The 23,461-nt window shown below is 72.3% G+C and carries 23 protein-coding genes and 1 pseudogene; 3 read left to right on the top strand and 21 right to left on the bottom strand.

Features of this window, described 5'->3' with window-relative positions; all coding sequences use genetic code 11:
- Positions 1-59: 59 nt before the first annotated feature.
- The 5 genes from ACFPL3_RS15535 to ACFPL3_RS15515 form a co-directional block, all read right to left on the bottom strand.
- Entirely contained in the window at positions 60-1,304 is a 1,245-nt protein-coding gene (locus ACFPL3_RS15535) for a flavin-dependent oxidoreductase (protein WP_343941644.1), read from the bottom strand.
- 24 nt (positions 1,305-1,328) lie between these two features.
- Positions 1,329-2,450: an LLM class flavin-dependent oxidoreductase gene (locus ACFPL3_RS15530; protein WP_343941645.1), complete on the bottom strand. Its 1,122-nt coding sequence runs from the start codon at positions 2,448-2,450 to the stop codon at positions 1,329-1,331.
- Positions 2,451-2,466: 16 nt separating this feature from the next.
- On the bottom strand, positions 2,467-3,792 hold the full coding sequence (locus tag ACFPL3_RS15525; protein WP_343941646.1) for an MFS transporter: 1,326 nt from the start codon (positions 3,790-3,792) through the stop codon (positions 2,467-2,469).
- A 61-nt stretch (positions 3,793-3,853) separates the two neighbouring features.
- Positions 3,854-4,345 carry a flavin reductase family protein gene (locus ACFPL3_RS15520; protein ID WP_343941647.1) on the bottom strand — a complete coding sequence of 164 codons (492 nt, stop codon included), beginning with the start codon at positions 4,343-4,345 and terminating at the stop codon, positions 3,854-3,856.
- On the bottom strand, positions 4,342-4,677 hold the full coding sequence (locus ACFPL3_RS15515) for a hypothetical protein (RefSeq protein ID WP_343941648.1): 336 nt from the start codon (positions 4,675-4,677) through the stop codon (positions 4,342-4,344). Before ACFPL3_RS15515 ends, ACFPL3_RS15520 begins: the two co-directional genes overlap by 4 nt.
- A gap of 312 nt (positions 4,678-4,989) precedes the next feature.
- Between ACFPL3_RS15515 and ACFPL3_RS15510 the strand changes: the two genes are divergently transcribed.
- Positions 4,990-5,823 (top strand): fumarylacetoacetate hydrolase family protein, encoded by an 834-nt coding sequence (locus ACFPL3_RS15510; RefSeq protein ID WP_343941649.1) that lies wholly within the window; start codon positions 4,990-4,992, stop codon positions 5,821-5,823.
- A 5-nt stretch (positions 5,824-5,828) separates the two neighbouring features.
- Here the strand turns inward: ACFPL3_RS15510 and ACFPL3_RS15505 are convergent, their stop codons facing one another.
- From ACFPL3_RS15505 to ACFPL3_RS15495, 3 genes are all read right to left on the bottom strand, one after another.
- On the bottom strand, positions 5,829-7,406 hold the full coding sequence (locus tag ACFPL3_RS15505; protein ID WP_343941650.1) for a carboxylesterase/lipase family protein: 1,578 nt from the start codon (positions 7,404-7,406) through the stop codon (positions 5,829-5,831).
- 77 nt (positions 7,407-7,483) lie between these two features.
- Positions 7,484-8,266, bottom strand: a complete 783-nt coding sequence (locus ACFPL3_RS15500; RefSeq protein WP_343941651.1) for a hypothetical protein — start codon at positions 8,264-8,266, stop codon at positions 7,484-7,486.
- 109 nt (positions 8,267-8,375) lie between these two features.
- Entirely contained in the window at positions 8,376-8,705 is a 330-nt protein-coding gene (locus ACFPL3_RS15495; protein ID WP_343941652.1) for a winged helix-turn-helix transcriptional regulator, read from the bottom strand.
- Here ACFPL3_RS15495 and ACFPL3_RS15490 point away from each other — a divergent pair.
- Positions 8,704-9,129: a tautomerase family protein gene (locus ACFPL3_RS15490; protein WP_343941653.1), complete on the top strand. Its 426-nt coding sequence runs from the start codon at positions 8,704-8,706 to the stop codon at positions 9,127-9,129. The genes ACFPL3_RS15495 and ACFPL3_RS15490 overlap by 2 nt on opposite strands.
- A 1-nt stretch (position 9,130) precedes the next feature.
- Here ACFPL3_RS15490 and ACFPL3_RS15485 read toward each other — a convergent pair whose 3' ends face one another.
- The 7 genes from ACFPL3_RS15485 to ACFPL3_RS15455 form a co-directional block, all read right to left on the bottom strand.
- The gene (locus ACFPL3_RS15485; protein WP_343941654.1) at positions 9,131-10,012 is read right to left on the bottom strand and encodes an LLM class flavin-dependent oxidoreductase; all 882 of its coding nucleotides are present in this window, start codon (positions 10,010-10,012) and stop codon (positions 9,131-9,133) included.
- Entirely contained in the window at positions 10,009-10,404 is a 396-nt protein-coding gene (locus tag ACFPL3_RS15480; RefSeq protein ID WP_343941655.1) for a cobalamin B12-binding domain-containing protein, read from the bottom strand. The genes ACFPL3_RS15485 and ACFPL3_RS15480 overlap by 4 nt, the downstream gene beginning before the upstream one ends.
- On the bottom strand, positions 10,401-11,978 hold the full coding sequence (locus ACFPL3_RS15475; RefSeq protein ID WP_343941656.1) for a methylmalonyl-CoA mutase family protein: 1,578 nt from the start codon (positions 11,976-11,978) through the stop codon (positions 10,401-10,403). The genes ACFPL3_RS15480 and ACFPL3_RS15475 overlap by 4 nt, the downstream gene beginning before the upstream one ends.
- A 72-nt stretch (positions 11,979-12,050) precedes the next feature.
- On the bottom strand, positions 12,051-12,836 hold the full coding sequence (locus ACFPL3_RS15470; protein ID WP_343941657.1) for an IclR family transcriptional regulator: 786 nt from the start codon (positions 12,834-12,836) through the stop codon (positions 12,051-12,053).
- 84 nt (positions 12,837-12,920) lie between these two features.
- Positions 12,921-13,340: a Zn-ribbon domain-containing OB-fold protein gene (locus tag ACFPL3_RS15465; protein WP_343941658.1), complete on the bottom strand. Its 420-nt coding sequence runs from the start codon at positions 13,338-13,340 to the stop codon at positions 12,921-12,923.
- Entirely contained in the window at positions 13,337-14,515 is a 1,179-nt protein-coding gene (locus ACFPL3_RS15460; protein WP_343941659.1) for a thiolase family protein, read from the bottom strand. The genes ACFPL3_RS15465 and ACFPL3_RS15460 overlap by 4 nt, the downstream gene beginning before the upstream one ends.
- Positions 14,512-16,131: a class I adenylate-forming enzyme family protein gene (locus tag ACFPL3_RS15455; RefSeq protein WP_379589162.1), complete on the bottom strand. Its 1,620-nt coding sequence runs from the start codon at positions 16,129-16,131 to the stop codon at positions 14,512-14,514. The genes ACFPL3_RS15460 and ACFPL3_RS15455 overlap by 4 nt, the downstream gene beginning before the upstream one ends.
- Positions 16,132-16,289: 158 nt before the next feature.
- On the opposite strand from ACFPL3_RS15455, the gene ACFPL3_RS15450 reads away from it, so the two are divergent.
- Complete coding sequence (locus tag ACFPL3_RS15450; protein ID WP_343941661.1) at positions 16,290-17,648, top strand: MFS transporter; 1,359 nt, start codon at positions 16,290-16,292, stop codon at positions 17,646-17,648.
- Positions 17,649-18,243: 595 nt separating this feature from the next.
- Here the strand turns inward: ACFPL3_RS15450 and ACFPL3_RS15445 are convergent.
- From ACFPL3_RS15445 to ACFPL3_RS15420, 6 genes and pseudogenes are all read right to left on the bottom strand, one after another.
- Positions 18,244-18,813 carry an NADPH-dependent FMN reductase gene (locus tag ACFPL3_RS15445; RefSeq protein ID WP_343941662.1) on the bottom strand — a complete coding sequence of 190 codons (570 nt, stop codon included), beginning with the start codon at positions 18,811-18,813 and terminating at the stop codon, positions 18,244-18,246.
- On the bottom strand, positions 18,810-19,943 hold the full coding sequence (gene ribB, locus ACFPL3_RS15440) for a 3,4-dihydroxy-2-butanone-4-phosphate synthase (RefSeq protein WP_343941663.1): 1,134 nt from the start codon (positions 19,941-19,943) through the stop codon (positions 18,810-18,812). The genes ACFPL3_RS15445 and ribB overlap by 4 nt, the downstream gene beginning before the upstream one ends.
- A complete protein-coding gene (locus tag ACFPL3_RS15435) occupies positions 19,943-20,440 on the bottom strand; it encodes a flavin reductase family protein (RefSeq protein WP_343941664.1) in 498 nt (165 codons plus the stop codon). The genes ribB and ACFPL3_RS15435 overlap by 1 nt, the downstream gene beginning before the upstream one ends.
- A 223-nt stretch (positions 20,441-20,663) precedes the next feature.
- Positions 20,664-22,022 carry an MFS transporter gene (locus tag ACFPL3_RS15430; protein ID WP_379589160.1) on the bottom strand — a complete coding sequence of 453 codons (1,359 nt, stop codon included), beginning with the start codon at positions 22,020-22,022 and terminating at the stop codon, positions 20,664-20,666.
- Positions 22,019-22,684, bottom strand: a complete 666-nt coding sequence (locus ACFPL3_RS15425; protein ID WP_379589208.1) for an MFS transporter — start codon at positions 22,682-22,684, stop codon at positions 22,019-22,021. The genes ACFPL3_RS15430 and ACFPL3_RS15425 overlap by 4 nt, the downstream gene beginning before the upstream one ends.
- Positions 22,685-22,750: 66 nt before the next feature.
- Positions 22,751-23,407, bottom strand: a pseudogene (locus tag ACFPL3_RS15420) (MFS transporter); the annotation flags it as partial.
- Positions 23,408-23,461: the final 54 nt, after the last annotated feature.

Below are 23,461 nucleotides of genomic sequence, written 5' to 3'. Positions count from 1 at the left end.
AACGGAGGAGGGACGTGGCCCGGGGGCCGCGTCCCTCCTCCGTCGTCGCCGGGGCGGCCTCACCCCCGCGCGACGGTCTCCCTGTCGTAGCCCGCGACGCGCTGGTAGCCGAGGCTGATCGCCTGGAGCTCCTCGAGCGAGATCACGTCCTCGAGGCGCTCGTACGGCTCACCGTTCGTCCGCTGCTCCACGACCTCGATGATCGTGTCGGGGGGCGTGGTGCGGTTGGTCAGCACGATGTTGTTGACGATCGGCAGCCGCTCCCGCTCGTACGCCGACAGCCCGTCCCGCGGATCGTCCGCGGCCTCGAGCGCCTTCGCGAGCGCTTCGGCATCGAGGATGGCCTGCGCGCCGCCGTTGCCGCCGCGCGGGTACATCGGGTGCGCGGCGTCCCCGAGGAGCGTCACCCGACCGAAGGTCCACCGGTCGACCGGATCCCGGTCGACCATCGGGTAGGACAGCACGTTCTCGCCGTTGCGGATCAGCTCGCCGCAGTCCAGCCAGTCGAACTTCCAGTCCTCGAAGTGGTGCAGGAAGTCGTCGACGTCGCCCGCGGCGCTCCAGTCGACGGGCGCCTGCTCGTCGGTGACGACCTCGGCGATCCAGTTGACGAGCTGGTTCCCCTGCTGGTCGATGTCGTTCCTGATCGGGTAGACGGCGAGCTTGCCCGTCAGGAAGAGCGCGCCGATGCGCGTCGCGCTCGCTCCGCTCAGGAACGGGGGCATCCTCGTGACCCCGCGCCACATGTTGATGCCGTGGAAGACCGGGGGCCCCTCGTGCGGGTAGAAAGTCCTGCGCACCACGGAGTGCACGCCGTCGCAGCCGATCAGGACGTCGGCCTCGACCGGTCCGATGACGGTGTCCGCGGAGTCGTGGAACGTCGCCGTCACCACGGCGTCGTCCTGTGTGACGCCCACCAGCCGGTGGTCGGTGTGCACGTGATCCGGGCCGAGGCGCTCCAGCACGGCGTCCAGCAGCACCGCGTGGAGGTCGCCCCGGTGGATCGAGAAGTGCGGATGGTCGTGCCCCGCGTACCGGCCCGTCGGCTCGCGATAGACGATCTGGCCGTTGTGCGTGGCGAAGACGAACTCCTGCGCCTCCACGGCCACCTCGCTCAGCGCGTCCCGCAGCCCGAGCTGGGTGAGCACGCGGACGCAGTGCGGCATCAGGTTGATGCCGAGGCCCAACGGCTTGAACACGGGGGCGGCGTCGTAGACGTGGACGTCCACGTCGTCGAAACGCGCCTGGAGCGACAGCGCGAGCGTCAGCCCGCCGATGCCGCCGCCGGCCACCACTACCTTCATGCGTGACGTCTCCTGTCCGCTGTGCTACGCGAAGGCCTTCGCCCGCGCCGGGTCCTCGTGGTCCTCGGGGGCGACGGGCAGCCGCAGGCCGCGCCGCTCCATCCGCGGGAGCACCTCGTCGCGCAGGTGCGGGAACTCCTCGATGTAGTCGATGAGGCCGACGGCGACCCCCGACAGGCCGCTGGCGGCCAGCCGCTCGTACATGTCGACGGCGTCGTCGTAGCTGCCGACGACGGGCCAGGTCCCGGATCCGCCGATGTTGCGCCGCTTCATCGCGTGCGCCTGCAGCTGCTCCGCCGTGGACGACTGGGCCGTCAGGCGCCCGGCGGCCATGTTGTCCGCGGCCTCCCAGTCGCCCATCTCGTCGACGATGTAGTGGTAGTAGTCCTCGGCCTCCTGCCGGGTGGGCCGGCACACGAGGTGGCTGCTGGCGAACACGCCGAAGCGGCGTTCGGGGTTGCGGCGCTTCACCTCGGCCACCTTGTCGGCCATGCTGTCGAGGTCGTTGATCACCATGAACAGCGCGTCGGCGTTGCGAGCGGCGAAGGCGCTCCCCGTGGGCGAGGAGCCCGCGCTCATGATCACCGGCTCGGCGACGGGATGGGGGTGGCCCTCCACGCCCACCAGGTCGAAGAACCGGCCGTGGTGGTCGAAGAGCTCCGGCTCGTGCCAGACCTTCTTGACGATGTCGAGCCATTCCTGCGCGTAGGCGTAGCGGTCGTCGTGCTCCTTGAGCGACTCGCCGAACATCGAGAACTCCGCGGCGTTCCAGCCCGCGACGATGTTGAGCCCGAAGCGCCCGTGGCCGATGTGGTCCGCCGTCGTCATCTGCTTGGCCGCGAAGACGGGGTGGATCAGGGCGCAGTGCGTCGTGCTGAACACGCGGATGCGCGATGTGCTCGCGAGGATGCCGGTCGCCCACGTGATGGGTTCGAAGTTGCTGCTCTGGCTGTCCGTCTCACCTCCGTACCCCCGCCACCTCCCGACGGGGAGCAGGAACTCCAGCCCCGCCTCGTCGGCCAGCCGCGCAGCCCGGACGTTGTTGTCCCAGGTGTTGTGCCACCGCTCCGGCGCCTTCGTCATGGTCATGCCGTTGGAGCAGTTGAGGGCGAACAGGCCCAGCTGGAACGTGTTCTTGCTCAGCATGTGACCGTCTCTCCGTTCATCGAGCGAGTGGGCGGGTGTGCAGGTTGCGGGGGATGAAGAAGGCGGAGACGAGCGTGAGGACCGACACCGCGACCACCCAGTACGACGCCGAGACCGGCTCGCCGGTGACGCTGATCAGCCACGTGCAGATGTAGGGACCGAACCCGCCGAAGATCGTGACGCCGATGGCCATGGTGAAGGTGACCAGGAACCCGTGGTTGGGGCCGTGGAACATCTCGACGATCAGCGCGACGCCCGTGCCCAGGATGGGCGCCGAGAAGAAGGCGAGTACGAACTCGAGCAGCAGCACCGCCCAGAACTCCTTCGTCGTCGCGATGAGCGTGAAGAACGGGACGGCCAGGACCAGGTAGCCGATGCCGGAGAAGAAGATCACGGGCCGCCTGCCGACCCGGTCGGAGATCCACCCACCGACCGGGATCAGCGCTGCCGTCATCCCCGCGCCGAGCGCGGTGGCCCACAGCGAGCCCGACGCGTCCACCCCGACGATCGCGAACGCGAACGTGGGCACGTAGGTGAGCGTGATGAACGTGGTCGTGGTCCACAGCGCGATGAAGCCGAGCACGACGACGAAGACGACGCCGTTGGGCATCCGGTGGACGGGCGCGGTGTCCTGCTCCCCCACCGAGCCGTGGGCGGACCGGATCTCGCGGAACACGGGCGATTCCTCGACGTCCCGGCGCAGGAAGAAGACCACCAGGGCCAGCGCCGCACCGAGGAAGAACGGGATCCGCCACGCCCATTCGTTCACCACGGCCGTGCCGAGGGTCGTCGTGAGCATTGCACCGATCAACGCGCCCATCAGGACCCCGGTCGTCGCCGCGGAGTTGAGGAAGCTGCCGAAGAACGCCCGGCGCCCCGTCCCCGCCCACTCGACGAGGAACATCCCGGCGGAGCCCTGCTCACCGCCCGCGGAGAGTCCCTGGCACAGGCGGCCGAGGACCACGACGAGCGTCCCGAGCACGCCGGCGGTGGCGTACCCCGGCGCGACCGCGATGAGGAGCGACCCGCCCGCCATCAGCAGCATCGAGAAGAGCATGATCGTCTTGCGGCCCTTGCGGTCGATGAGCCGGCCGAAGATCAGGCCACCCACCGGCCGGGCCAGGAACCCGACGACGAACACGACGAACGTCGAGAGCAGCGCGGCGAGCGAATCCTGCTTCGGGAAGAACGTCGCGGCGATCGCCGGTGCGAAGAAGCCGTAGACGGTGAAGTCGTACCACTCGAAGACGTTGCCGATGGCGGTGAGCGTGAGGGTGCGCCGACGGGCGCGCGGCGGGGCCGCGGGTTCGTGGGCGTCGACGTCGACGGGGAGCTGGGTCATCGAGCACTCCGTTGAACTCGGGCGAGCTTGCGACGGGTGGGGGTGAACAGGGCGCGCACGGTCAGACGGTCTGCACGAGGCGCCCGAACCGGCTGCGGTGGAACACCAGCGGCGGGTGATCTCCGCCGATGTCCAGCCGCTCGACGTGGAGCAGGGCGATCAGGTGGTCCCCGGCGGGCGACTCCTCGGCGACCGAACATTCGAAGTAGGCGGTGGAGCCCGCGATCCGGATCGCGCCCGAGTCGGCGGTGGTGTGCTCGACGCCGGCGAAGCGGTCGCCGTCGCGCGCCGCCAGCGAGCGGGCCGCGGTGCCGTGGTGCTCGGCCAGGATGCTGACGCCGAGCCGCGGCAGCTCCCGCAGCACCGGCCAGGTGCGCGAGGACCGCTGGATGAACAACGCGATCAGCGGCGGGTCGAGCGACACCGGCACGAACGTGCTGACGGCCATGCCCACCCCCCACTCCCCACCGCGGGCGCACACGGCCGCGACGCCGCTGGGGAAGTGGCCGAACGCCGCGCGCAGCTCCTCCGGACCCGGCCGCGGGACGCTCATGCCGCCGCCGTCCGGGTCGCCCGGTCCCGCAGCAGGCTGTGCGTGATCGGCCGCCAGTACCGGCAGTAGGCCTCGATCGGCGCCGGCGCGGCGTCGATCACGTGGAGGGTCGGTGCCATGCACAGCCCTCCGGCCCGGCGCACGGCCGGCAGCACCGCGCGGTCGACGGTTCCCGCTTCGGCCGGCCACGAGCCGACGCCGGCGAGGAACACCACGCATCCGCCGAGGACGCCCTCCTCCAGGACGTCGAGGAGCGGGGAACAGGTCGGGTGCAGGGGAACCGCAGCCGCGAGGACCAGCAGATCGGCCTCCCGCAGTGCTGCCGCGCTCACGCTGGAGGGATCGAGGACCACCTCCGGTGGGCGCCCGGTCAAGCCGTGTGCCACCCGGCCCGCAGCAACGCGCACAACGGCGGGATCCTCCGAAGACGGACACGCCAACGCGGTCACGATCATGCTGGTCCTCCTGCGATTGCCCGCCGGTGCGGCGCCTCGGTCGACGGTAGCCAGCGGTTGTGCGGCGACCGCTCAACTTCTTGCGTGCGGAATGGCCGGCGGGCGGTCATTCCGGAACGTGGCCTCGGCAGGTTCTCCGTGGCAGAAGAGCGGCGGTCGACATGCAGGGCACACGTAGCTTCTGGCCCCGTGAAGCTTGCGACCCTGCGCACCCCCGCCGGCACGCGCGCCGCCCGCGTCGACGGGAGCACCGCGACCGAGATCGGCTCCCCCGACGTCGGCACCCTGCTCGCCGAACCGGGCTGGCGGGACCGCGCCGCCGCGGCCGGCGGGCCGGTGCACGATCTCGGTTCCGCCGAACTCGCCCCGGTCGTCCCCCGACCCGGCAAGATCTTCTGCGTCGGGCTGAACTACCGCAGCCACATCCTGGAGATGGGTCGCGAGCTGCCCGAGCACCCCACCCTGTTCGCCAAGTTCGCCGACGCGCTGGTCGGCCCGGCCGACCCGGTCGCACTCGACCCCGCCTCCGCGGCGGTCGATTGGGAGGCCGAGCTCGCCGTCGTGATCGGCGCCCCGGTGCGCCGCGCGTCCGAGGCCGAGGCGCAGGCGGCGATCGCCGGGTTCGCCGTGCTCAACGACGTCACCATGCGCGACTGGCAGTACCGCGGCGTGCAATGGCTGCAGGGGAAGACCTTCGAGGCCACCACCCCGCTCGGCCCGTACCTGGTCACCCCGGACGAGCTGCCCGGCGGCACCCGCCCCGAACTGGACCTGCACTGCGCGGTCGACGGCGACACCGTGCAATCCGCGAACACCGCCGATCTGGTGTTCGACCCGGTCGCGCTGGTCGCATACGTCTCGCGGATCGTGACCCTGCGCCCCGGCGACGTCATCGCCACCGGCACCCCGGGCGGGGTCGGGCACGCCCGCGACCCGAAGCGGTACCTGACCGACGGCGCCGTGCTGACCACGGAGATCCAGGGCCTGGGCGCGCAGCGCAACACCGCGACGATCCCCGTGTGACCGGCTCAGCCGACGAATCCGGGGCCGGACCAGTACGCACGCCAGAACGCGAGCGTGCGGCGGTCGAGGACGTCCGCCACGGTGTCCTCGACGTCCCACACCTTCGTGAGCGGCGCCCGGGCCTCGAATTCCGGCCACTCGATCTCCCCACCGCCGGTGGGATCGCCCGAGCGGAGGAAGGAGATCCATGACCGCTGGATGCGCTCGGCCAGCGCCCGATCCGCATCGGTCCAGCCCCAGTCGCGGTCGGCGTACGTCCCGAAGAGATAGAGGACGTCCGCCGTGTGGAATGCGCTGGCCTCCACCGCGTCCAGGAGACCGGAATCGGCGGGAACGGGCGGTTGCCGTTCGAACCGGAAGTGCCAGACCGGCGACCTCATGTTCTCGCTCTGCAGGATCGCCGCGTTCCACGAGGACATGGTGAAGATCTCGTCGCCTGCGAGGGACCGGCTCGCCTTCGCGACCGCGGTGTCGTCCGCGGCCGGGTACAGCGCGAACGCTTCGCGCGCGTGGTCGCCGTACGCCTCCTCGAGATGACGCCGGTAGGCCGCCACGGTGGGCAGGTAGCGGGCGCCTGCCTGTTCGTCGGCGACGTTCCCGACGATCGCGGGGACGTCCGCCGCGCGCCCTTCGGCGAAAGATCGCTGCACGGGCTCGACGAGCACGTACCCGTCGATCACGGGATATCCGGTGTCGTAACGGTGCATGCTCGCCCCGCCGGGAGCGAGATCGGAGATCCACTCGCCGTGTGTCCGGGGAAGATCGGCGCGGAGGATCACCTCGGGGTCCAGCTGCCTCGCCTCCTCCACCGAGCCGACCCCGAGTGCGGCGAACAGCTCGACGCCCGCCTGCTCGGCCGCCCGCAGCGTGGAGGCGTAACCGGGATGGCCCGGACCGTCGATCGCGGGCGTGACCCCCGGTCCGCTGTGGGCGACGACGCGGTGGAACAGCTCCCGCGCCGGCGGCGAGCAGCGCAGTTTCTGGGCGCTGTCCCCTCCCGCGGAGACCCCGCCGAGCGTCACGTTGCCCGGATCCCCGCCGAACGCCTCGATGTTGCGCCGCACCCACCGCAGCGCCGCGATCTGATCCATCAGCCCGTAGTTCCCGGAGCCGCCGTACCCGGTCTCGGCCGACAGCTCGGGGTGCGCCAGGAACCCGAGCCTCCCGAGCCGGTGGTTGACGGTCACCACGGTGATCCCCCGGCTCGCCAGGCGGGCACCGTCGTACAGCGGGTTGCTCGCCGAACCGAACGTGAAGGCACCGAAGTGGATCCACACGAGCACCGGCCGGTCGCGGTCATCCGCCGGCCCCGTCCAGACGTTGAGGGTGAGGCAGTCCTCGCTGAACGCGGACTCGTGCCCGCAGAAGAGCGAGGTGGTCGGCGGCGGGAGCTGCCGGCTCGCCGGCCCGAACTCGGTCGCGTCCCGCACCCCCGTCCAGGGGGCGACCGGCTGCGGTGGCCTCCAGCGGTTGGCGCCCGTCGGCGCAGCCGCGTAGGGGATGCCGAGGAACCGGCGGACCCCGGCGTCGGGAAGGATCGTTCCCCTGAGGGCACCGGTGTCGATGCGGACCTCCGCGCTCATAGCGGAAGCATGCGTGCGCTCAGCCCTGCTGAGCGCATCTCTTCTTCACAGGGGAAGCCGGCGGGAGAGACTCCGCCTCAGCCGAGCAGGCCGGTACCGAGCACGCCGCCGCCGTCGCCGCCGCTGTCACCGGACGACTCGTCGCCCGAGGAGTCGTCGCCGGAGGAGTCGTCGTCGGCGGCCAGGAGACCGGTGCCGAGGACCCCGTCGTCGCTGCCGGCTCCGAGGAGACCTCCCTCGTTCCCTCCCCCGGCGTCCCCGTCGCCCGTGTCGTGGTCGCCGGCGTCGCCGTCGTCGGTGTGGCTCTCGTCGGCGCGGTCATCGGAGCCGCTGCCGAAGGCGGTGTCGTCCTCGACAGCAGGGGCCGCATCGGGGCCGCCGGGATCCGCGGACGCGGGCGCGGCGGCAGGGGCGGGACCGGCCGCAGGGGCGCCGGGCGACACAACGGGGGTGGCCTCGTCGAGCGCGCCGGTGTTGGCGGCCGGGTCGATCGCCACCGGCTCGAGAGGTGCGTCGGCGGAGTCCTCCAGGTCGAGCAGGCCCTGGCCCGGGTAGGCGCCCTCGCCACCGTCGGCGGCCACGGCGACCATCTCGCCGGGAGCCGGTTCCGAGCCTCCCGCGAAGGCCGCGACGCCGACCGCCACCCCACCTGCCAGCCCGGCACCGCCCGCGATGGCGCCCCGTCGGCTGCGCCCGGACTTCTCCGGTTCGGCGCCCGGCTCCGCATCCCGCCGGTGCTGCGCCTGGGCCGAGCGGTCGGCCCCCACGGGCGGGTGCCCCTCCCGGTTCAGGATCGAGACGGCGGTGAACACCTCGGTCGCGGGTCCGTCCGCCCCGCCTGCGGATGACGTCCTGGACATGGCAACAAGCCCCCTCGCATCGACAGACACCTCGACCCAGACGTGTGATCAACACGCGCTGAGCCGGCAGGCTACCGATGAGTCGATCAGGCTGCCCGCTGGACCGGTGTCACCCCCGCCACGCGGGGTTCAGCCGGACCCGGATGTCGTCGGACGTCATCTGCTGATCCGAGCCCGCGGTCACCCGGACCCGCACCGCCCGACCGGTGCCGGCCTCGACGAAGGACAGGGGCGGGCTCCCGTCCTGCAGGTGGGTGTCGCCCCACTGCATCAGCGACAGGAACACCGGCAGCAGGTCCTCGCCGGCCTCGGTCAGGCGGTACTCGTCACGGCGCCGCCGGCCCGATTCCCGGTAGGGCACGCGGGTGACGATCCCCGCCGACTCCAACTGCCTGAGGGCCCGCGACACCGCGGGCCGTGGGGGATGCCGAACCGTCATGCCGCTGTGGACCGTTCACCACACCCCGGGAATCTTCACGGACGAGGACAAGCACCGGCTCGCGTCCACCATCGCGGACCACTACGAGAAGGTCGGTCTGCCCCGGTTCTACGTCGTCACCCTGTTCCAGGAGACCCGGTCCGAGGACTTCTACGTCGGCGGTGAGCCCGTCGCCGCGGGCGTCCGCGTCACCGTCGACCACATCGCCCGGCACAACCCGGACCGGGACAGCAGGCGCCGCACCGCCGAGTGGATCAGGCGCATGCTGCAGCCCCACCTCGAGCGGCATCCCGGGTTGCACTGGGAGTTCCACGTCGACGAGACCAGCGAGGACCTGTGGATGATCAACGGCTTCGCGCCTCCCCCGGCCGGCTCCGACGCCGAGAAGAGCTGGGCGGAGTCGAACTCTCCGGCCCCCTACTGACCTACCCCGTGAGTGCGGCGAGCATCTCCCGGCTGTCGTCCGCGGTGATGCCGGCCCAGTTGGTGCGGATCACGAGGTCGGTGACGCCCAGCGCTTCCAGCTCCGCGATCCGCTCCCGGCACTCCGCCGCGGAGCCCACGAGGTAGGGGCTCTCCCCCGTCGCGGACCCGTACCCCCACTCGGCGTTCTGCTCGGCCCGGCGCGCGATCGCATCGGCGGCGGCGGTCGGCGCGACCACGTCGGTGACCAGGACGTCACGCCTGAGGGCGACCGGGGTGGACGTCGGGCGGGTGCGGAGGAGCTCGGCGAGCCGCCCGGGTGCGACCTGCGGACCCAGGAACGGGGTGTGGCCGCGGTCGAGCGCGTCGCCGTACGAACGGGGCCCGCTCGCGGCCAGCCAGACGGGTGGGTGCGGGCAGGCGACCGGGCGCAGCCCCAGCCGGGCACCGGTGCCGCGCACCTCGGCGCCCTGCCACCAGGCCACCATCTCGTCGAGGGCACGGAGCTGGCGGGTGCGCCGCTCGGCCCGGCTCACCCCGAAGGCGGCGAACTCGACCGGCCGGTACCCCGCGCCCGCCCCGACCACCAGGCGGCCACCGCACAACGTGTCGACGGTGGCCAGCTCCTCGGCGAGCTGGACCGGATCGAGAAGGGGCAGCAGCAGCACGCCGGCGACGAGCCGCATGTCACCGGACTCGGGGATGAGCCGGGTCAGCAGGGGCAGCGGCTGCAGGTAGGGCCGGGGTGCGGTGAGGAAGTGCTGCCCCGCGACGACACCCGAGTACCCGGCGTCGCGGGCGGCCCGCGTGGTGCGGACGGCGTCGTCCACGAGTGCCGCGCCGTCCGTGCCGGTGCTCTCGTGCAGTGCGACGGCGAGCCTCACGCGTGCTCCTCGGCCGTCGCCTCGTCGAACGCCTTGATGATGCCGTCGATCGACGCGCCCGGTCCGAAGTGCACCGCGACGCCCGCCGCCAGCATGCGGTCGATCTCGGCCGGCTCGTCGATGCCCCCGGCGAGGACCGGGATGTCGCAGCCCTGCTCGCGCAGGCCCTCGACGGTGAGCGAGGCGAAGTGCCCGAGACCCCCGCTCAGGCAGCTCAGCCCCACGGCGTCGGCCGACTCCTGCACGGCCGCCCGCACGATGTGCGCGGTGGGCACCCGTTTGCCGAGGTAGATGACCTCGAACCCGGCCTGCGCGAGGTGCTTGCCGATGAGCCGGACGCCGACGTCGTGCCCGTCGAGCCCCAGCTTGGCCAGTACGACACGTCGTCTCACTCCTCGAAGCCCTCCCTCGTGGCGGCGACGATCTCGGCGGAGGTGGCGCCCGCGCGCAGCGCGCCGATGGCGGGGCGCACCAGGTTCTCGTCGCCCGCCGCGGCCATCCGGACGTCCTTGAGGGAACGCTCGACGAGCGCGGAGTCGCGGCGCCGCTTGTGCTCGCCGACGCGTTCGACCGCGTCGCGCTCGACCTCGGGGAAGTCGACCTCGCCGGTGCTCTTCCCCGCGAAGTACGAGGCCCGCTCGGGGGCGTCGAACACGCCGTGCCCGACCATCTGCCGCTCACCCCGGCGCAGCTGGTCCTGCCGGGCTCCCCTGTTCTCGTCGATCCGGGCCGTGAGGTACCCGTTCTCGATCGCCTCCAGGGGCCCGCCCTCGTCGAACAGGCGCTTCAGCTCGGCGCGCACCTCGCTCTGGACGTGGTCGTCGATGTCGCGGAGCTTCGCGCTCCCGGCGAGCGGGTCGATGCTGGTGGCCACCCCGTGTTCGTACGCCACCACCTGCATCGTGCGCACGGCGAGCGCCGCCGCGTCGACCGATGGGATGCGCAGCGCCTCGTCGTAGCCGGTGGCGCAGAGGTAGTCGACCCCGCCGAGCACCGAGCCCAGCACGCTGAGCGTGACGCGGGGGATGTTGACGAGCGGTTCGTCGGCCGACTCGAGCCCGTGGGCGTATCCCATCATCACCGCGACGGGCTGCTCGGCGACCTCGAGCCCGTAGCGGTCGCGCAGGATCTCGCTCCACAGGACCCGCGCGGTGCGGAAGATCGACGCCTCGACGAACATGTCGCTGCGCTCGTTGAGGAAGAACATGAACTTCTCGGCCACCGCCGCCGGGGCGTACCCGCGACCGACCAGCTCGTCCATGTAGGCGATGGCGTTGCCGAACGCGAAGGCGACGGCCACCACCGGTCCGGCCCCGGCGACGTCGTAGTGGTTGGAGCACACGGTGAGCGCCGCGCCCGGCATGCCCTCGTCGATCGCGAAGGCCACGCAGTCGGCGGCGATGCGCAGCGCCTGCTCAGGGGTGTGGATCTCCGTGCCCCGAGCGGTGAACTCCTTCAGCGGATCGTTCTGCATGAGGAGCTTCGTCTGCGTGGCGCCGCGGTCGGCCAGCACGCTGTGGACCATGCCCAACGCCACGTGGCCCAGCGAGTTCTGCAGCATGCCGAGGCTGTCGGCGGCCTCGAGGTCCAGCCGGGAGCAGATGGTGGCGAAGTCGTCCAGGGTCGCGCACGACACGCCGGCCCTGCCGACCTGGGCGTGTGCGAGCTCGTGATCGGGGTCGAAGCCCAGCTGCGTGGGCAGATCGGTGGCGAGCTGGAAGGCCTCCGCGCCCACCTCCTGGAGCACCGCGAGCCGCTCGGCCGTCATCGCGGGCGAACCGAGCCCCGAATAGACCATGAACCGCGGCCGGAACGGGCCCGGTTCGGCGAGCCGGCGATCGCTCCACGCGCGCAACGCGGGCTCGGCGGTCGTCGGGGAGGGCTCGTAACGAGCCCGGATGGGCACCCTCCCGTCGTTCGCCGAGCTGACGTCCGGCTCGCGCGCGACGTCGTCGGGATCGGGCATGAGATCGCTCCCTCCGTGCTGGTCGGTGGCAGGTTCGCCGAAGCCGGAACCGGGGACCAGCGGGCGGCGCCGTCAGCCCATCGAGGTCCGGTCCTTGATCGTGGACGAGATCAGCGCGGCGGTGGCTCGGACGTGCCGCTCGGCCTCGGCGAGCCGCTCGCCCGTCAGCCGGTCGGCCGGACCGAGGACGCTCAGCGCGGCGAGGATGGTGCCCGCCGCGTTGGTGATGGGCGCCGTCACCCCGACCGCGCCGAGGACCCGCTCGCCGTAGCTGTAGGCGATCCCGTCCTGCGCGATGCGGGCCAGTTCGGCGCGCAGCGTGTCGAGATCGGTGATCGTGTTGGGCGTGGTGGCGTGCAGCGGGAGATCCTTGAGCAGCCGTTCCCGCTCGGCCTCCGGCATGAACGCGAGCAGCACCTTGCCCGCCGACCCGGTGTGGATGCCCTCGGAGACGCCGACGCCGGAGATGTAGCGGATCGGGTGCGGGCTCGGGAGCTCCTTGACGCAGATCCGGGAGCGGCCGGCCCGCACGTGCACGTCGATGGTCTCGGAGGTGACCTCGCGCAGCTGCTCGAGCGCGTCGGTGGCCTCGAAGATGAAGCCCGCGTTGCCGTTGGTGATCGACGACATCAGGTGGAAGCAGCCAGGGCCGAGGCCGTAGTGGCCGCTGGCGTGGTCCTGGACCACCATCCCCTTGGCGCGCAGCGTGCTCAGCAGGCGGTACGTGGTGGGCTTGGTCAGGTTCACGATCTCGGCCAGATCGCCCAGCGGGAGCGGGCTGTGGCCCAGGGCGATGAGGATCTCCACGGCCCTGCCGACGGACCGGACCATGGCGCCGTCGTCGCGCGTCTCTGCCATCGCCCACCTTCGGGATCACTGGTGCGGTGCTGGGCCGCGCCGGCCACCGGCCGCGAAGTCGTTCCGTGACGCGACGCAACCGTATCACCTGCCGAAACGGTGAGATGCGGGTTCGTCCTGCGGCACGAACCAGTACCGCGGGGTCTCCCCCGGCGCGGCGATCACCACGCGAACGGGCATCCCCGCCCGCACCCCGCCGTCCGGAGCCCGGACCTGACCGAAGACCATCGGACCGGCGTCGTCGAGCACGACCTGGCCGAGCGTGTACGGCGCCTGCAGGCCGGGCCGCGCGACGTGGACCGTGGTGCAGGTGATCAACACGCCGGTGGGCGCGAAGACCTCCTGCGCCGGCCCGGCCGTGGCGCACGCGTGGCACACGGCCCGCGCGGGGAACGAGACCGCCCCGCACCGTCCACAGCGGCTCCCGACGAGCGCCCGCCCGTCGTCGCGGGGACGTTCGGCCGTGCGTGGGACGGTCAGGGCTGCGTCCAGATCCACGCTCATGTCCACGGCTCCATCCGTTCCAGGACGTGCACGCAGCACGCCGCCGACTCCCCTTCCAACCAGCCGCCGTTGTTGTGGGCGAGCCCGAACCGCGGCCGATCGGTCTGCCGTCCCGTCGCCTCTCCCCGCAGCTGCCACGTCAGCTCGGCCACCTGCGCGAGACCGGTGGCGCCCACCGCGTGGCCCCGCGACGACAGCCCGCCGCTGGGGTTCACCGCGATCCGGCCGCCGATCTCGGTGGCCCCGCTGCGCAGCAGCGCACCGGCGTCGCCGGGCGAGCAGAAGCCGAGCTGCTCGTAGGCGATGAGCTCGGCGGGCGCCATGGCGTCGTGGATCTCCGCGACGTCCAGGTCGGCCGGGCCGATCCCGGCCTCCTCGTACGCCTTGACCGAGCAGCTCTCGCTCAGCCCCGGGCCGTCGCCGCCGGTGGTGTACCCGGTCATGGCCTGCGAGGCGCGGATGCGGATCCCGGGCCGGCCGTCGGGCCGTGCGACCGCATCCCGTCGGGCGACCACTACCGCGGCCGCGCCGTCGCAGATCGAGCTGCACATCAGCAACGTCAGCGGATCGGCGATGGGGCGCGAGCTCAGCACCTCCTCGGCGCTGACCGCCTTGCGGTGCTGCGCATAGGGGTTGCGCGCGCCGTTGGCGTGGCTCTTGATCGTGACGTCCACGAGGTCGTCCCGGGTCAAGCGGCCCGCGGCCATCAACTTGTTCAACCGCATCCCGTAGACCGCGGTGAACTGCAGGCCGATCCCGGCGATCACGTCCAGGTCGCCGCCCGACTCGAGCGCCTCGAGCGTCCGGGTCCGATCCTCGACGAACATCTTCTCCACGCCGGCGACCAGCACGACGTCGGCGGCGCCCGCCCGGATCGCCAGCACCGCCTGCCGGAGCGCGGTCGACCCGCTCGCGCAGGCGTTCTCGACGTTCGTGATCGGGATCCGCTCGATGCCGATCTCCCGCATGACCGACTGGCCGCGGATCATCTCCTGGCCCTGCAGCAGCCCGGCCATCGCGTTGGCGGCGTAGACGGCGTCGAGGTCCCGCACACCGATTCCCGCGTCGACGAGCGCGCGGATGCAGGCCACGCGGTTGAGGTCCTTGAGCGAGGAGTCCACGAACCGGCCGAACGGGTGCACGCCCACGCCGACGACCTCGACGTCGTCGATCATGACGGGCCGCCGTTCGCCAGCTGCTTGCGCAGCTCGACCCGGTCGACCTTCCCGTACGCGGTGCGCGGGATGCTGTCCCACACCTCGAGCCGGCGCGGGGTGCGGATCCCGAGGCGCGGGCGCACGAAGTCGATCAGTTCCTCGCTGGAGACCGACTGCGGGCCCCGCAGCCGCACGACAGCCGTGACGGCGTCGCCCCAGCGCGGGTCGGGCATCCCGAGCACCACCGCCTCGCTCACTGCCGCGTGTGCTGACAGGACGTTCTCGACCTCCCGCGGGGCGATGTTGTACCCGCCCGAATTGATCATCTCGTCGCTCCGTCCCTGCAGGTGGACGAACCCCCGCTCGTCCGTCAGCGCCAGGTCCTTGGTGCGCAGCCAGCCGTCGACGAGCACGGCGGCGGTGGCCTCGGGGTTGCGGTGGTAGCCGGTCATCATGTGGCTGCCGCGGACGTGCACCTCGCCGATCTCGCCCGGTGCGGCGATCGCGCCGTGCTCGTCGCGCACCTCGACGGCGACCGAGCGCCACGGCCTGCCCGCCGACCGGCGGGCATCGGGGTCGAGGTGATCGTCCTTGCCGAGGCAGGTGATGGTCATCGGCGCCTCGGACTGCCCGTAGTCCTGGATCAAGGTCGGGCCGAACCGGTCGAGGGCGCGGTCGAGGACCGGCAGCGCCACGCTCGACGCCCCGTACACGATCGTCTCGAACCCCCACTCGCCGTCAGCGGCGTCGAGGAGGGGTTCGAGCATCGCGGGCACGGCTTTCAGGGTGCGGAAGCACTCCTGGCGGGAGCGCCGCCACACCTCGTCCGGGTCGAACCGCGGCATCAGGTGCACCCCGGCCCCGCTGATCAGGTACGGCAGCACGAAGTACCCCGACGCGTGTGAGATCGCCTGGGTGAGCAGGATCCGCTCGCCGGTGCGCACCGGACCGAGCTCGAGGAGGAGGTTGAGGGCGACCTCGCGGATCGCGCGGTGGGAGAGCACCACGCCCTTCGGCCGCCCGGTCGTGCCCGACGTGTAGATGATCCACGACGCGGCCTCGGGGTCCCCGTCGCGCCGGCGTGGCTCGGCCGGCGCCGACTCCACCAGCGACTCGAAGGAGTGCGCGAAGTCCGGGTCGGGGTCGAACGGCACGGCGAGGAGACCGAACTCGGCCGCCAGCGCGTGCGCGGCGTCGGCGAACCGGCGGGAGAACAGGAGGACCCGCAGGTCGGCGTCCTGCGCGACGTGCCGGAAGTCGTCGAGGTGCAGCCGGGCGTTGAGGGCCACCCGGACCCGCCGCCCGAGCGCGACCGCGCAGTCGGCCTCGACGAACTCCGTCCGGTTGTCGGAGAGGATCCCGACGCTCGCGCCTTCGGCGACGCCGAGCGCGTCCAGTGCGTTGGCCAGTCGCTCGGCCCGGTGGATGAGTGCGCTGAAGCTGCGGGCGCTGACGCCGTCGTCCACCGCTGTCACGTCGGGGTACGAGGCGGCCGCGCGTCTCAGCAGGTATGCGGTGTCCAGAGCCTGCTCCTCGCATCTCGAGTAGCGTTTCGTCTGACGACATGACCGTACCGATGCATGAAACGATCGGTCAACACGTGCCCGCGGCCCGCTGCACTTGACCCTCGGCACCCCACAGGCCACAATCCCGCTTCACACAGCGATATGGGCGTTTCGCACCACGAAACGTCGCGAGGGCGGCAGCAGTCGTATCTCGGCGCCGGGCCGCGCCGGGCGTCCTCCAGCGAGAGTTCAGTGCCCGCAACGACGCGCAAGGACTGAATGGTGCCGTGAACGAACAACAGCCCCCCGCGAGCCCCACCGGGCACGCCGCCGCCAAACGCACCGTCGTGCCGGCGGTCGTGATCGGATCAGCCCTCGAGTGGTTCGACTTCTACATCTTCGCCTCGATGGCCGCCCTGGTACTGGGAAAGGTCTTCTTCCCGACCTACAGCTCGGTGGCCGGCACGCTGGCCTCCATCGCCACGTTCGCCGTCGGGTTCATCGTGCGGCCGCTGGGTGCCATGTTCTTCGGGTACCTGGGCGACAAGATCGGGCGCAAGCACGTCCTCGCCCTCACCTTCGTGATGATGGGTGGCTCGACGGGCATGATCGGGCTCATCCCGTCCTACGAGACGATCGGCGTGCTCGCCCCCGTGCTGCTGGTGGTGTTCCGCCTCGGCCAGGGATTCGCCGCGGGCGCCGAGTTCGCGAGCGCCGTCGCCGTCGCCTACGAACACGCCGGGGTGAGCACGCGCGGCCGTTTCGGTTCGCTGCCCGCCCTCGGCGTGAACATCGGCCTGTTCGCGTCGTCGTTGACCGTCACCCTCCTCACCTCCATGGACGACGCCGCCCTCGAGGGCTGGGCATGGCGCCTGCCGTTCCTGGCGAGCTTCGTGCTGGTGGGCTTCGGCTACTGGGTCCGCCGCCAGATGCCGGAGACACCCGATTTCGAACGCGTCTCCACCGGGAGCACCCGGAAGGCGAGGGCGACGCCGTTCCGCGACCTGTTCCGCACCGACTGGCGCGGCATGGGGGCCGTCAGCCTCGTGGTGGTCGGCTACCTCAGCGCCAGCTACCTCTTCAAGACCTTCAGCCTCACCTACCTCGCCGAGTTCCGCGGCATGGAGGCGAACGTCGGCGCATTCGGCGTGACGCTCGCCAGCGCCGTCGCGATCCTCTCCGTCCCGATCGCCGGCCGGTTCGCCGACCGCTGGAACGCCCGCCGCGTCCTGCTCGGCGGAGCGGCGGGGATCGCGATGCTGGGGCTGCCGTTCCTCTGGGCGCTCGACCACGGGTCACCGGTGGTGATCTGGGCCCTGTTCGTGCTCACCACCGGCATCACCATCCCCATGATGCTGGCGGCGCAGGGCACCTACTTCGCGGCGCAGTTCCCCACCCAGGTCCGGGTGACGGGCATCGGCACGGCGAAGGAGACCAGCTCGATCGTCGGCGGCTTCGCCCCGTTCATCGCCGTCGCACTGATCAGCGTGACGCCCGGCAACGCCTCCTGGCCCGTGGCGCTGATGTTCGGGGTGTGCACGGTCTGCGTGGTCCTCGGAGCGCTGCTGGACCAGGAGCGGAAGGTCGAGGAGCGGACGAAGGACCAGCAGCCGATGGTGACGGCGGACGCGGGCGAGCGGCCATGATCGCCGGTCTGGCGCGTTTTCCGACGCCTCACATCGGGTTTCGCGCCGGAGCGACGATCATGTCTCCTTTGTGGGGCCTCCTGGCGGCGAGGCAGCTTCCCCGGGAAGCGGCAGCTCGAGGCCGGGGCCTCCGCGGCAATCGGGGCCAAACGGCGGATCTCACGGCGCCCGCAGCGCGCGAAATTTGGCCATGATCACGGGGTTGGCGCATTCCCGGGTCGATTTCGCCCGGGAATGCGCCAAAGCACTGATCATGCCCGCGGAACCGGCCTCCGGGGGCGCCGCGCGCCACGAGGGCAGGCCCCGGCCTGCCCACGCGAATGCCCGGGAGGGGCCGCTGAGGCTCACGGGTCAAGGGGCGCGAAGCGACGCCGAAGGCGCCCTTGAGGCGTGGGAGGCGGCCCCGCACGATGCGCGGCGCCACCGGAGGCCCACCGCCACCGTCGCGACCTCGCCCCGCCTGCGCACGAGGATCACCGCGGACAGGCCAGGTCCTAACCGGGCGCGCGGGGCCGCCAGATGGCTGTCTCCCCGGGAGCGGCGTCTACAGGCCGGCGCGCCCCTCGAAGATCAACGAGCGATCATTTCGCCTTGGTCAGTCCCTCGGAGCGCGACCTGGGCCATCCCCGCGGCCTCCTTCGGCCGGTATCGGGCACCGATCATTCGCTCCGTCGAGGGCCATCAGGGCGCGCGTCACCGGGCCCCAGCGATCGGCGTAGGCCGGAAGCGCCGGATCGTCTCTGAAACCCGCGTCGAGGAGGTAGAGGCCGGGCAGGGCGCAGGTACCGCCGAGCTCGGCCAGAACGGGCTTCAGCGTGAGGTCGGGAGCCATGGCGTGCGCGGGCCCGGCACCGAGCATCAACGGCACCGCGACGACGTCGGCCAGCCCCGTGCCTCCGGCGAACTGATCGAGGAAGAGCTTGAGCAGGCCGGTGTATGTCCCCTTGTAGGTCGGGCTCGCGAACACGACGAGTGACGAGGTCTGCACGGTCCTCACCGCCGAACCGACGGCCTCGTCGCCCCAACCCAGCAGGCGCGCGCCGAGCTCGGTCAGCTCGACGACGTGTTCCGGTGCGGCGCCGGTGAGCCGCTCGGCCAGCAGCTCACCGGCCGCCCGCGTGCGGGAGCCCGGCTTGGGGTTGCCGACGACGACGGTGACGGTCACGGGATCTCCAGGAGGCGAATCGACCGGGGCGAGGGCGCCGGGGTGGGAGCGGGAACGGGGAAGACGGCGAGGTCGGGGCGGGCGAGACGCGCCGCCGTCGCGGGGCCTGGAAGCAGCCGCACTGCACGGTGGCCGAGGTCGGCGAGGATCGCGCCTGCCGCACCGTCGTCGGCGGGCGTCCAGGTGTGTCCGTCGGGCGCGCCGACGGCCCGGAGGCCCGGGTGGCGGAGGTAGACCACGATCCCACCTTCGCGGCCGACGAGGGCCGCGGACTCGGCGACGCGACGGGCACAGTCACAGCCGAGGGCACCGAACACGTCCCCGGTCACGCATTCGACGTGCACCGCCACGAGCGGCCGCGTCGCCGGCCCGCGCCCCACGAGCGCGACGTGCTCGGCACCGGTCACCTCGTCGCGGTACCCCACGGCGTCGAACGAGCCGTGCCCGGTGGGCAGCCGGGCGGTGGCGGCCCGGGTGACCCGGCCCCGCTCACCGTCGCCGAACCGCAGCCGGTGGTGCACGAGGTCACCGATGTGGAGGACGGGCAGGTCGTGTCGCGCCGCGAGCAGGGCGGCGTCCTCGCCGCCTGCCATGCCGGCGCCCGTTCCGACGAGCTCGGCGATCAGGGCGACCGGGGGCAACCCGGCCAACCGGCACAGGTCCACCCCCGCCTCGGTGTGCCCGGGGCGGGTGACCACCCCGCCCGTACGCGCCCGTAGCGGGAGCAGGTGGCCCGGGCGGACGAGATCGGCGGGCCGGCTCGCCGGGTCGGCGAGAACCCTCGCGGTGCGAGCCCGATCCGTCGCGCTGATCCCCGTGCCGATGCCGTGTGCAGCGTCGACCGAGACCGTGTAGGCCGTGCCGCGCGGGTCCTGGTTGTCGCGGACCATGGGGTCCAGTTCGAGTGCGTCGGCGTGCTCGGCGGTGAGCGGGGCGCAGAGCAGCCCGGACGTGTGCCGCACGGCCCAGGCGGTCCACCGGGGCTCGGCCAGCGCTGCCGGGAGGATCACGTCGTACTCGTTCTCCCGGCCGGCGTCGTCGGCGACGAGGACCGGGCGCCCGGCGCGCAGGGCGGCCAGGGCAGGGCCGACCCGGTCGACGGGGGCGAGGTCGTCGGGCTGGACGGACATCAGGCGGCCAGCGCGGACAGCGCGTGGAACCGGCTGTCGTGGAAGACCAGCGGGGCGACGTCGTCATGGGTCTGCAGGGCTTCGACGCGCAGCAGCACCAGGTCGTGGTCGCCGGCGGCGATGACCTCGTGGACCGAGCAATCCAGCCACGCCGCGGCGCCGTGCAGCAACACCGCGCCCTCGGGGGTGGTGGTGAGACCGATGCCCGCGAACCGGTCGCCGCTCTTCGAGGCGATCTGCCGGCAGACACGGTCGTGCGTCGACCCCAGCACCGAGATCCCGAGCCGGGGCAGGCCGGCCAGCAGCGGCCAGGTCGTGGAGGTGTGCTGCACGCACACCGACACCAGCGCCGGGTCCATCGACACGGAGACGAACGAGCTGGCGGCGATACCCACCGGGGCGCCGTCGCGCAGCGCGCAGACCGCGGTCACCCCGCTGGGGAAGGCAGCGTAGGCCCGTCGCAACGCACTCGTCTCGACCGAATCGGGGACGATCATCAATGGCCTCCTGTCACGTGCGGTGGGGTCTACCGAACCTCCCGGGTGTTGCCCGCGCGTTACGGGTGCCGATCGACCGATTGCGCTGCCGGTGGCCCCGCGCACAGGACGTTGACCAGCGGCGACCTCCGGAGAACGGGGCAATACGCCACGGTTCGGCGCCGTCGTACCCGCCGCCGACGGGGGAGGTCGCGGCACCGCGGGCCGATCTCGCGGTCCTCCGTCATACGATCCGCACCCGCCTCGCGGCCAGCAGCGCCGCCAGCAGCCCGGTGATCCCGAGCGTCGCCGCCATCACGACGTAGCCCGCCACGTCGCCCGGAGTGCCGAGCACCACCGCCAGCACCAGCGCGGTGCTGAGGGCGAGCGCGCCGTTGTGCAGCACCGACCGGAACCCGTTCGCGATCGCCCGCCGGTCCGGCGCGACCCCGTCGATCACCCGGCGGGTGATCGACGCCATGAACATGCCCTCCCCGAAGCCGGCGAGCAGCAGGAGCAGCGCGATCCCGAGTACGTCCGGACCGCCCCCCAGCAGGCCCGCGAGACCGACCATGGACAGGCCGACTCCCAGCGCACCCACCGTGGTCAGGACCCGCGCGGAGATCCGCCGGGCCAGCACGACGGTCACCGGTGAGGCGACGACGAGGGCGAGGCCCATCGGCAGGGCCATGGCCCCCGCGACGCCGGCGGAGAAGCCGTGCACGGTCTGCAGGTACAACACCACGAGCAGCACGGATGGGCCGAACGCCAGCCCCGCGCAGAAGGAGGACCCGTAGGCGTAGCCGCGGTCGCCACCCAGTACCCGCAAGTCCAGGATCGGCTCCCGCACCCGGCGCTCGACCCCCACGAACGCTCCCAGCGCGACCAGCCCCACGAACAACCCCAGCCCGGCGGCGGTCCACCGGCGGTCGGCGAGCAATTGGCCTGCGAACAGGACGGCCCCGATCCCCGAGACCGACAGCACCGCGCCCGCCACGTCGAACCGGAAGCCGGTCGCGCGACCGGGTGAGTGCGCGTACCGCAGGCTCCACCACCCGATCCCGACGGCGAGGACCCCCAGGGGCACCGTGCACACGAAGATCGACCGCCAGCCGTACGCGTCCACGAGCAGCCCGCCGACCAGCGGGCCCAGCAGGGTGGCCGAGCCGCCTGCGGTGATGTTGAGCGACAACGCGAGCGGAAGTCGTCCCGGTGGGAAGACGTCGCTGAGCACCGCGGTGGTGTTGCTGACCGCCGCGGCTGCCGCCAGGCCCTGCGCGACTCGCGCGGCGATCAGCAGGCCGTCGCTCGTGACCGAGGCGCAGACCACCGAACCGGCCGTGAACACCGCGAGCCCACCCAGGTAGAGCGGGCGGCGGCCGAGGGAGTCCGACAGCTTGCCGAAGACCAGGATCGTCGCCGAGTTGGCGAGCAGGAACGCCAGCACCATCCAGGACGCGCCGGCCCGGCCTCCCGCCAGGGTCGTCGCCATCGACGGGACCGCCACGCCCAGCGCCGCCGCGGAGCCGAACACCAGCAGCGCGGACAACGACGTCGTGGCGAGCACCGCGGCGGCGGCGCCGCGCGCCACCGGATCGCTCACGGCGCCGCTCCCCCGACCCCGGACAGCGGCCGCTCCGGTGCCGGGGGCCGGACCCGCCACGGGCCGCCCCGTGCCACCCCGAAGCCGAAGGCGACGGCCTCGGCGGCGGCGCAGACCAGCAGCGCGACGGTGAACGCCGCCCGGACGGCGGGACCGGCGTCCTGCACGTCGTAGCCGGCGATGCCGGAGGCCGACACCACCAGCAGCGCGACGCTCGTCCCCAGCGCTGCGGCGCTGTTGTAGAGCATCGACCGGACCGCGTTCGCCACGGTGCGCCGGGCGGCCGGGACACCGCGCATGATCGCGGCCGTGTTGGGCGTCGTGAAGATCCCGATGCCGGCCCCGACCAGCACCAACCAGCCCATGGTCAGCGGAAGCGGGACCGTGGCGGGCGACAGGGCGAGCCCCACCAGCCCCGCCACCGAGAGCATTCCGCCGATCGCGGTCAGGGTCCGTGCCGTGAGGACCGCAGCGAGCCGACCGGACACGGGCGTCGCGATCACCATCGCCAGTGCCATGACCATTCCCGTGAGCCCGGCCTCGGCCGCGGAGCGACCGGCCACGATCTGCTGCTGGAGCACCACGAGCACGGTCACACCCGCCCGGCCGAAGGACTGGAAGAACGCGGCCCCGTAGGCGCACGCCCGCCCCTTGTCGCGGATCAGCGCCAGGTCGACGAGCGGGTGCTCCAGCTTCCGCTCGAGCAGCCCGAAGGTGACGAGCAGCAGGACACCCGCGATGAGCAGGGCCCACCCGCACAGGTCCACGGGACCCGCCGTCGACAGCCGGTTCACGCCGTACAGCAGCGCCCCGAGCGCGGCGGCCGAGAGCACCGCGCCCCTGGCGTCGAACGTCTCGCGCGGCCCGGTCCGCCGGCGCGCCGCGGGGAGCACACGCAGTCCGAGCAGCAGAGCGGCGAGCCCGAACGGCACGTTGACCAGGAACAGCGCCTGCCAGCCCGCTGCCGACACGAGCAGCCCTCCGATCGGGGGGCCCGCCGTGTTCGCCACGGAGGCGGCGGTGAGGTTGAGGCTGAGCCCGTGGGCGAGCCGGTGCTCGGGGAAGGCGTCGGCGACCAGCGCCGAGGTGTTCGCGACGATGGTCGCGGCGGACACGCCCTGCAGCGCACGCACCGCGATGAAGGTGCCTGCGTCCGGCACGACGGTCGCCAGCAGGCTCAGGACCATGAAGGCCGTCATCCCCGCGAGGTAGATCCGTCTCCTGCCGACCAGGTCGGAGATGCGGCCGAACACCAGGATGGACGCGGTGTTGGCGAGCAGGAAGGCGAGCAGGAACCAGTCGGCCAGGCCCGCGGGGGAGCCGAAGGCGCGCGAGAGGTCCGGCAACGCGACGTTGATCGACGTGCCGTTGACCAGCACCAACGCGAGCGCGAGGCTGGTGACGGCGAGGACGCCGTAGGGACTGCGGGCAGGTGGGGT

Origin of the sequence: Pseudonocardia zijingensis (genome assembly GCF_042657305.1) — a bacterium.
GTDB lineage: Bacteria > Actinomycetota > Actinomycetes > Mycobacteriales > Pseudonocardiaceae > Pseudonocardia > Pseudonocardia zijingensis.
This window is presented reverse-complemented; position numbering and strand designations above follow the sequence as displayed.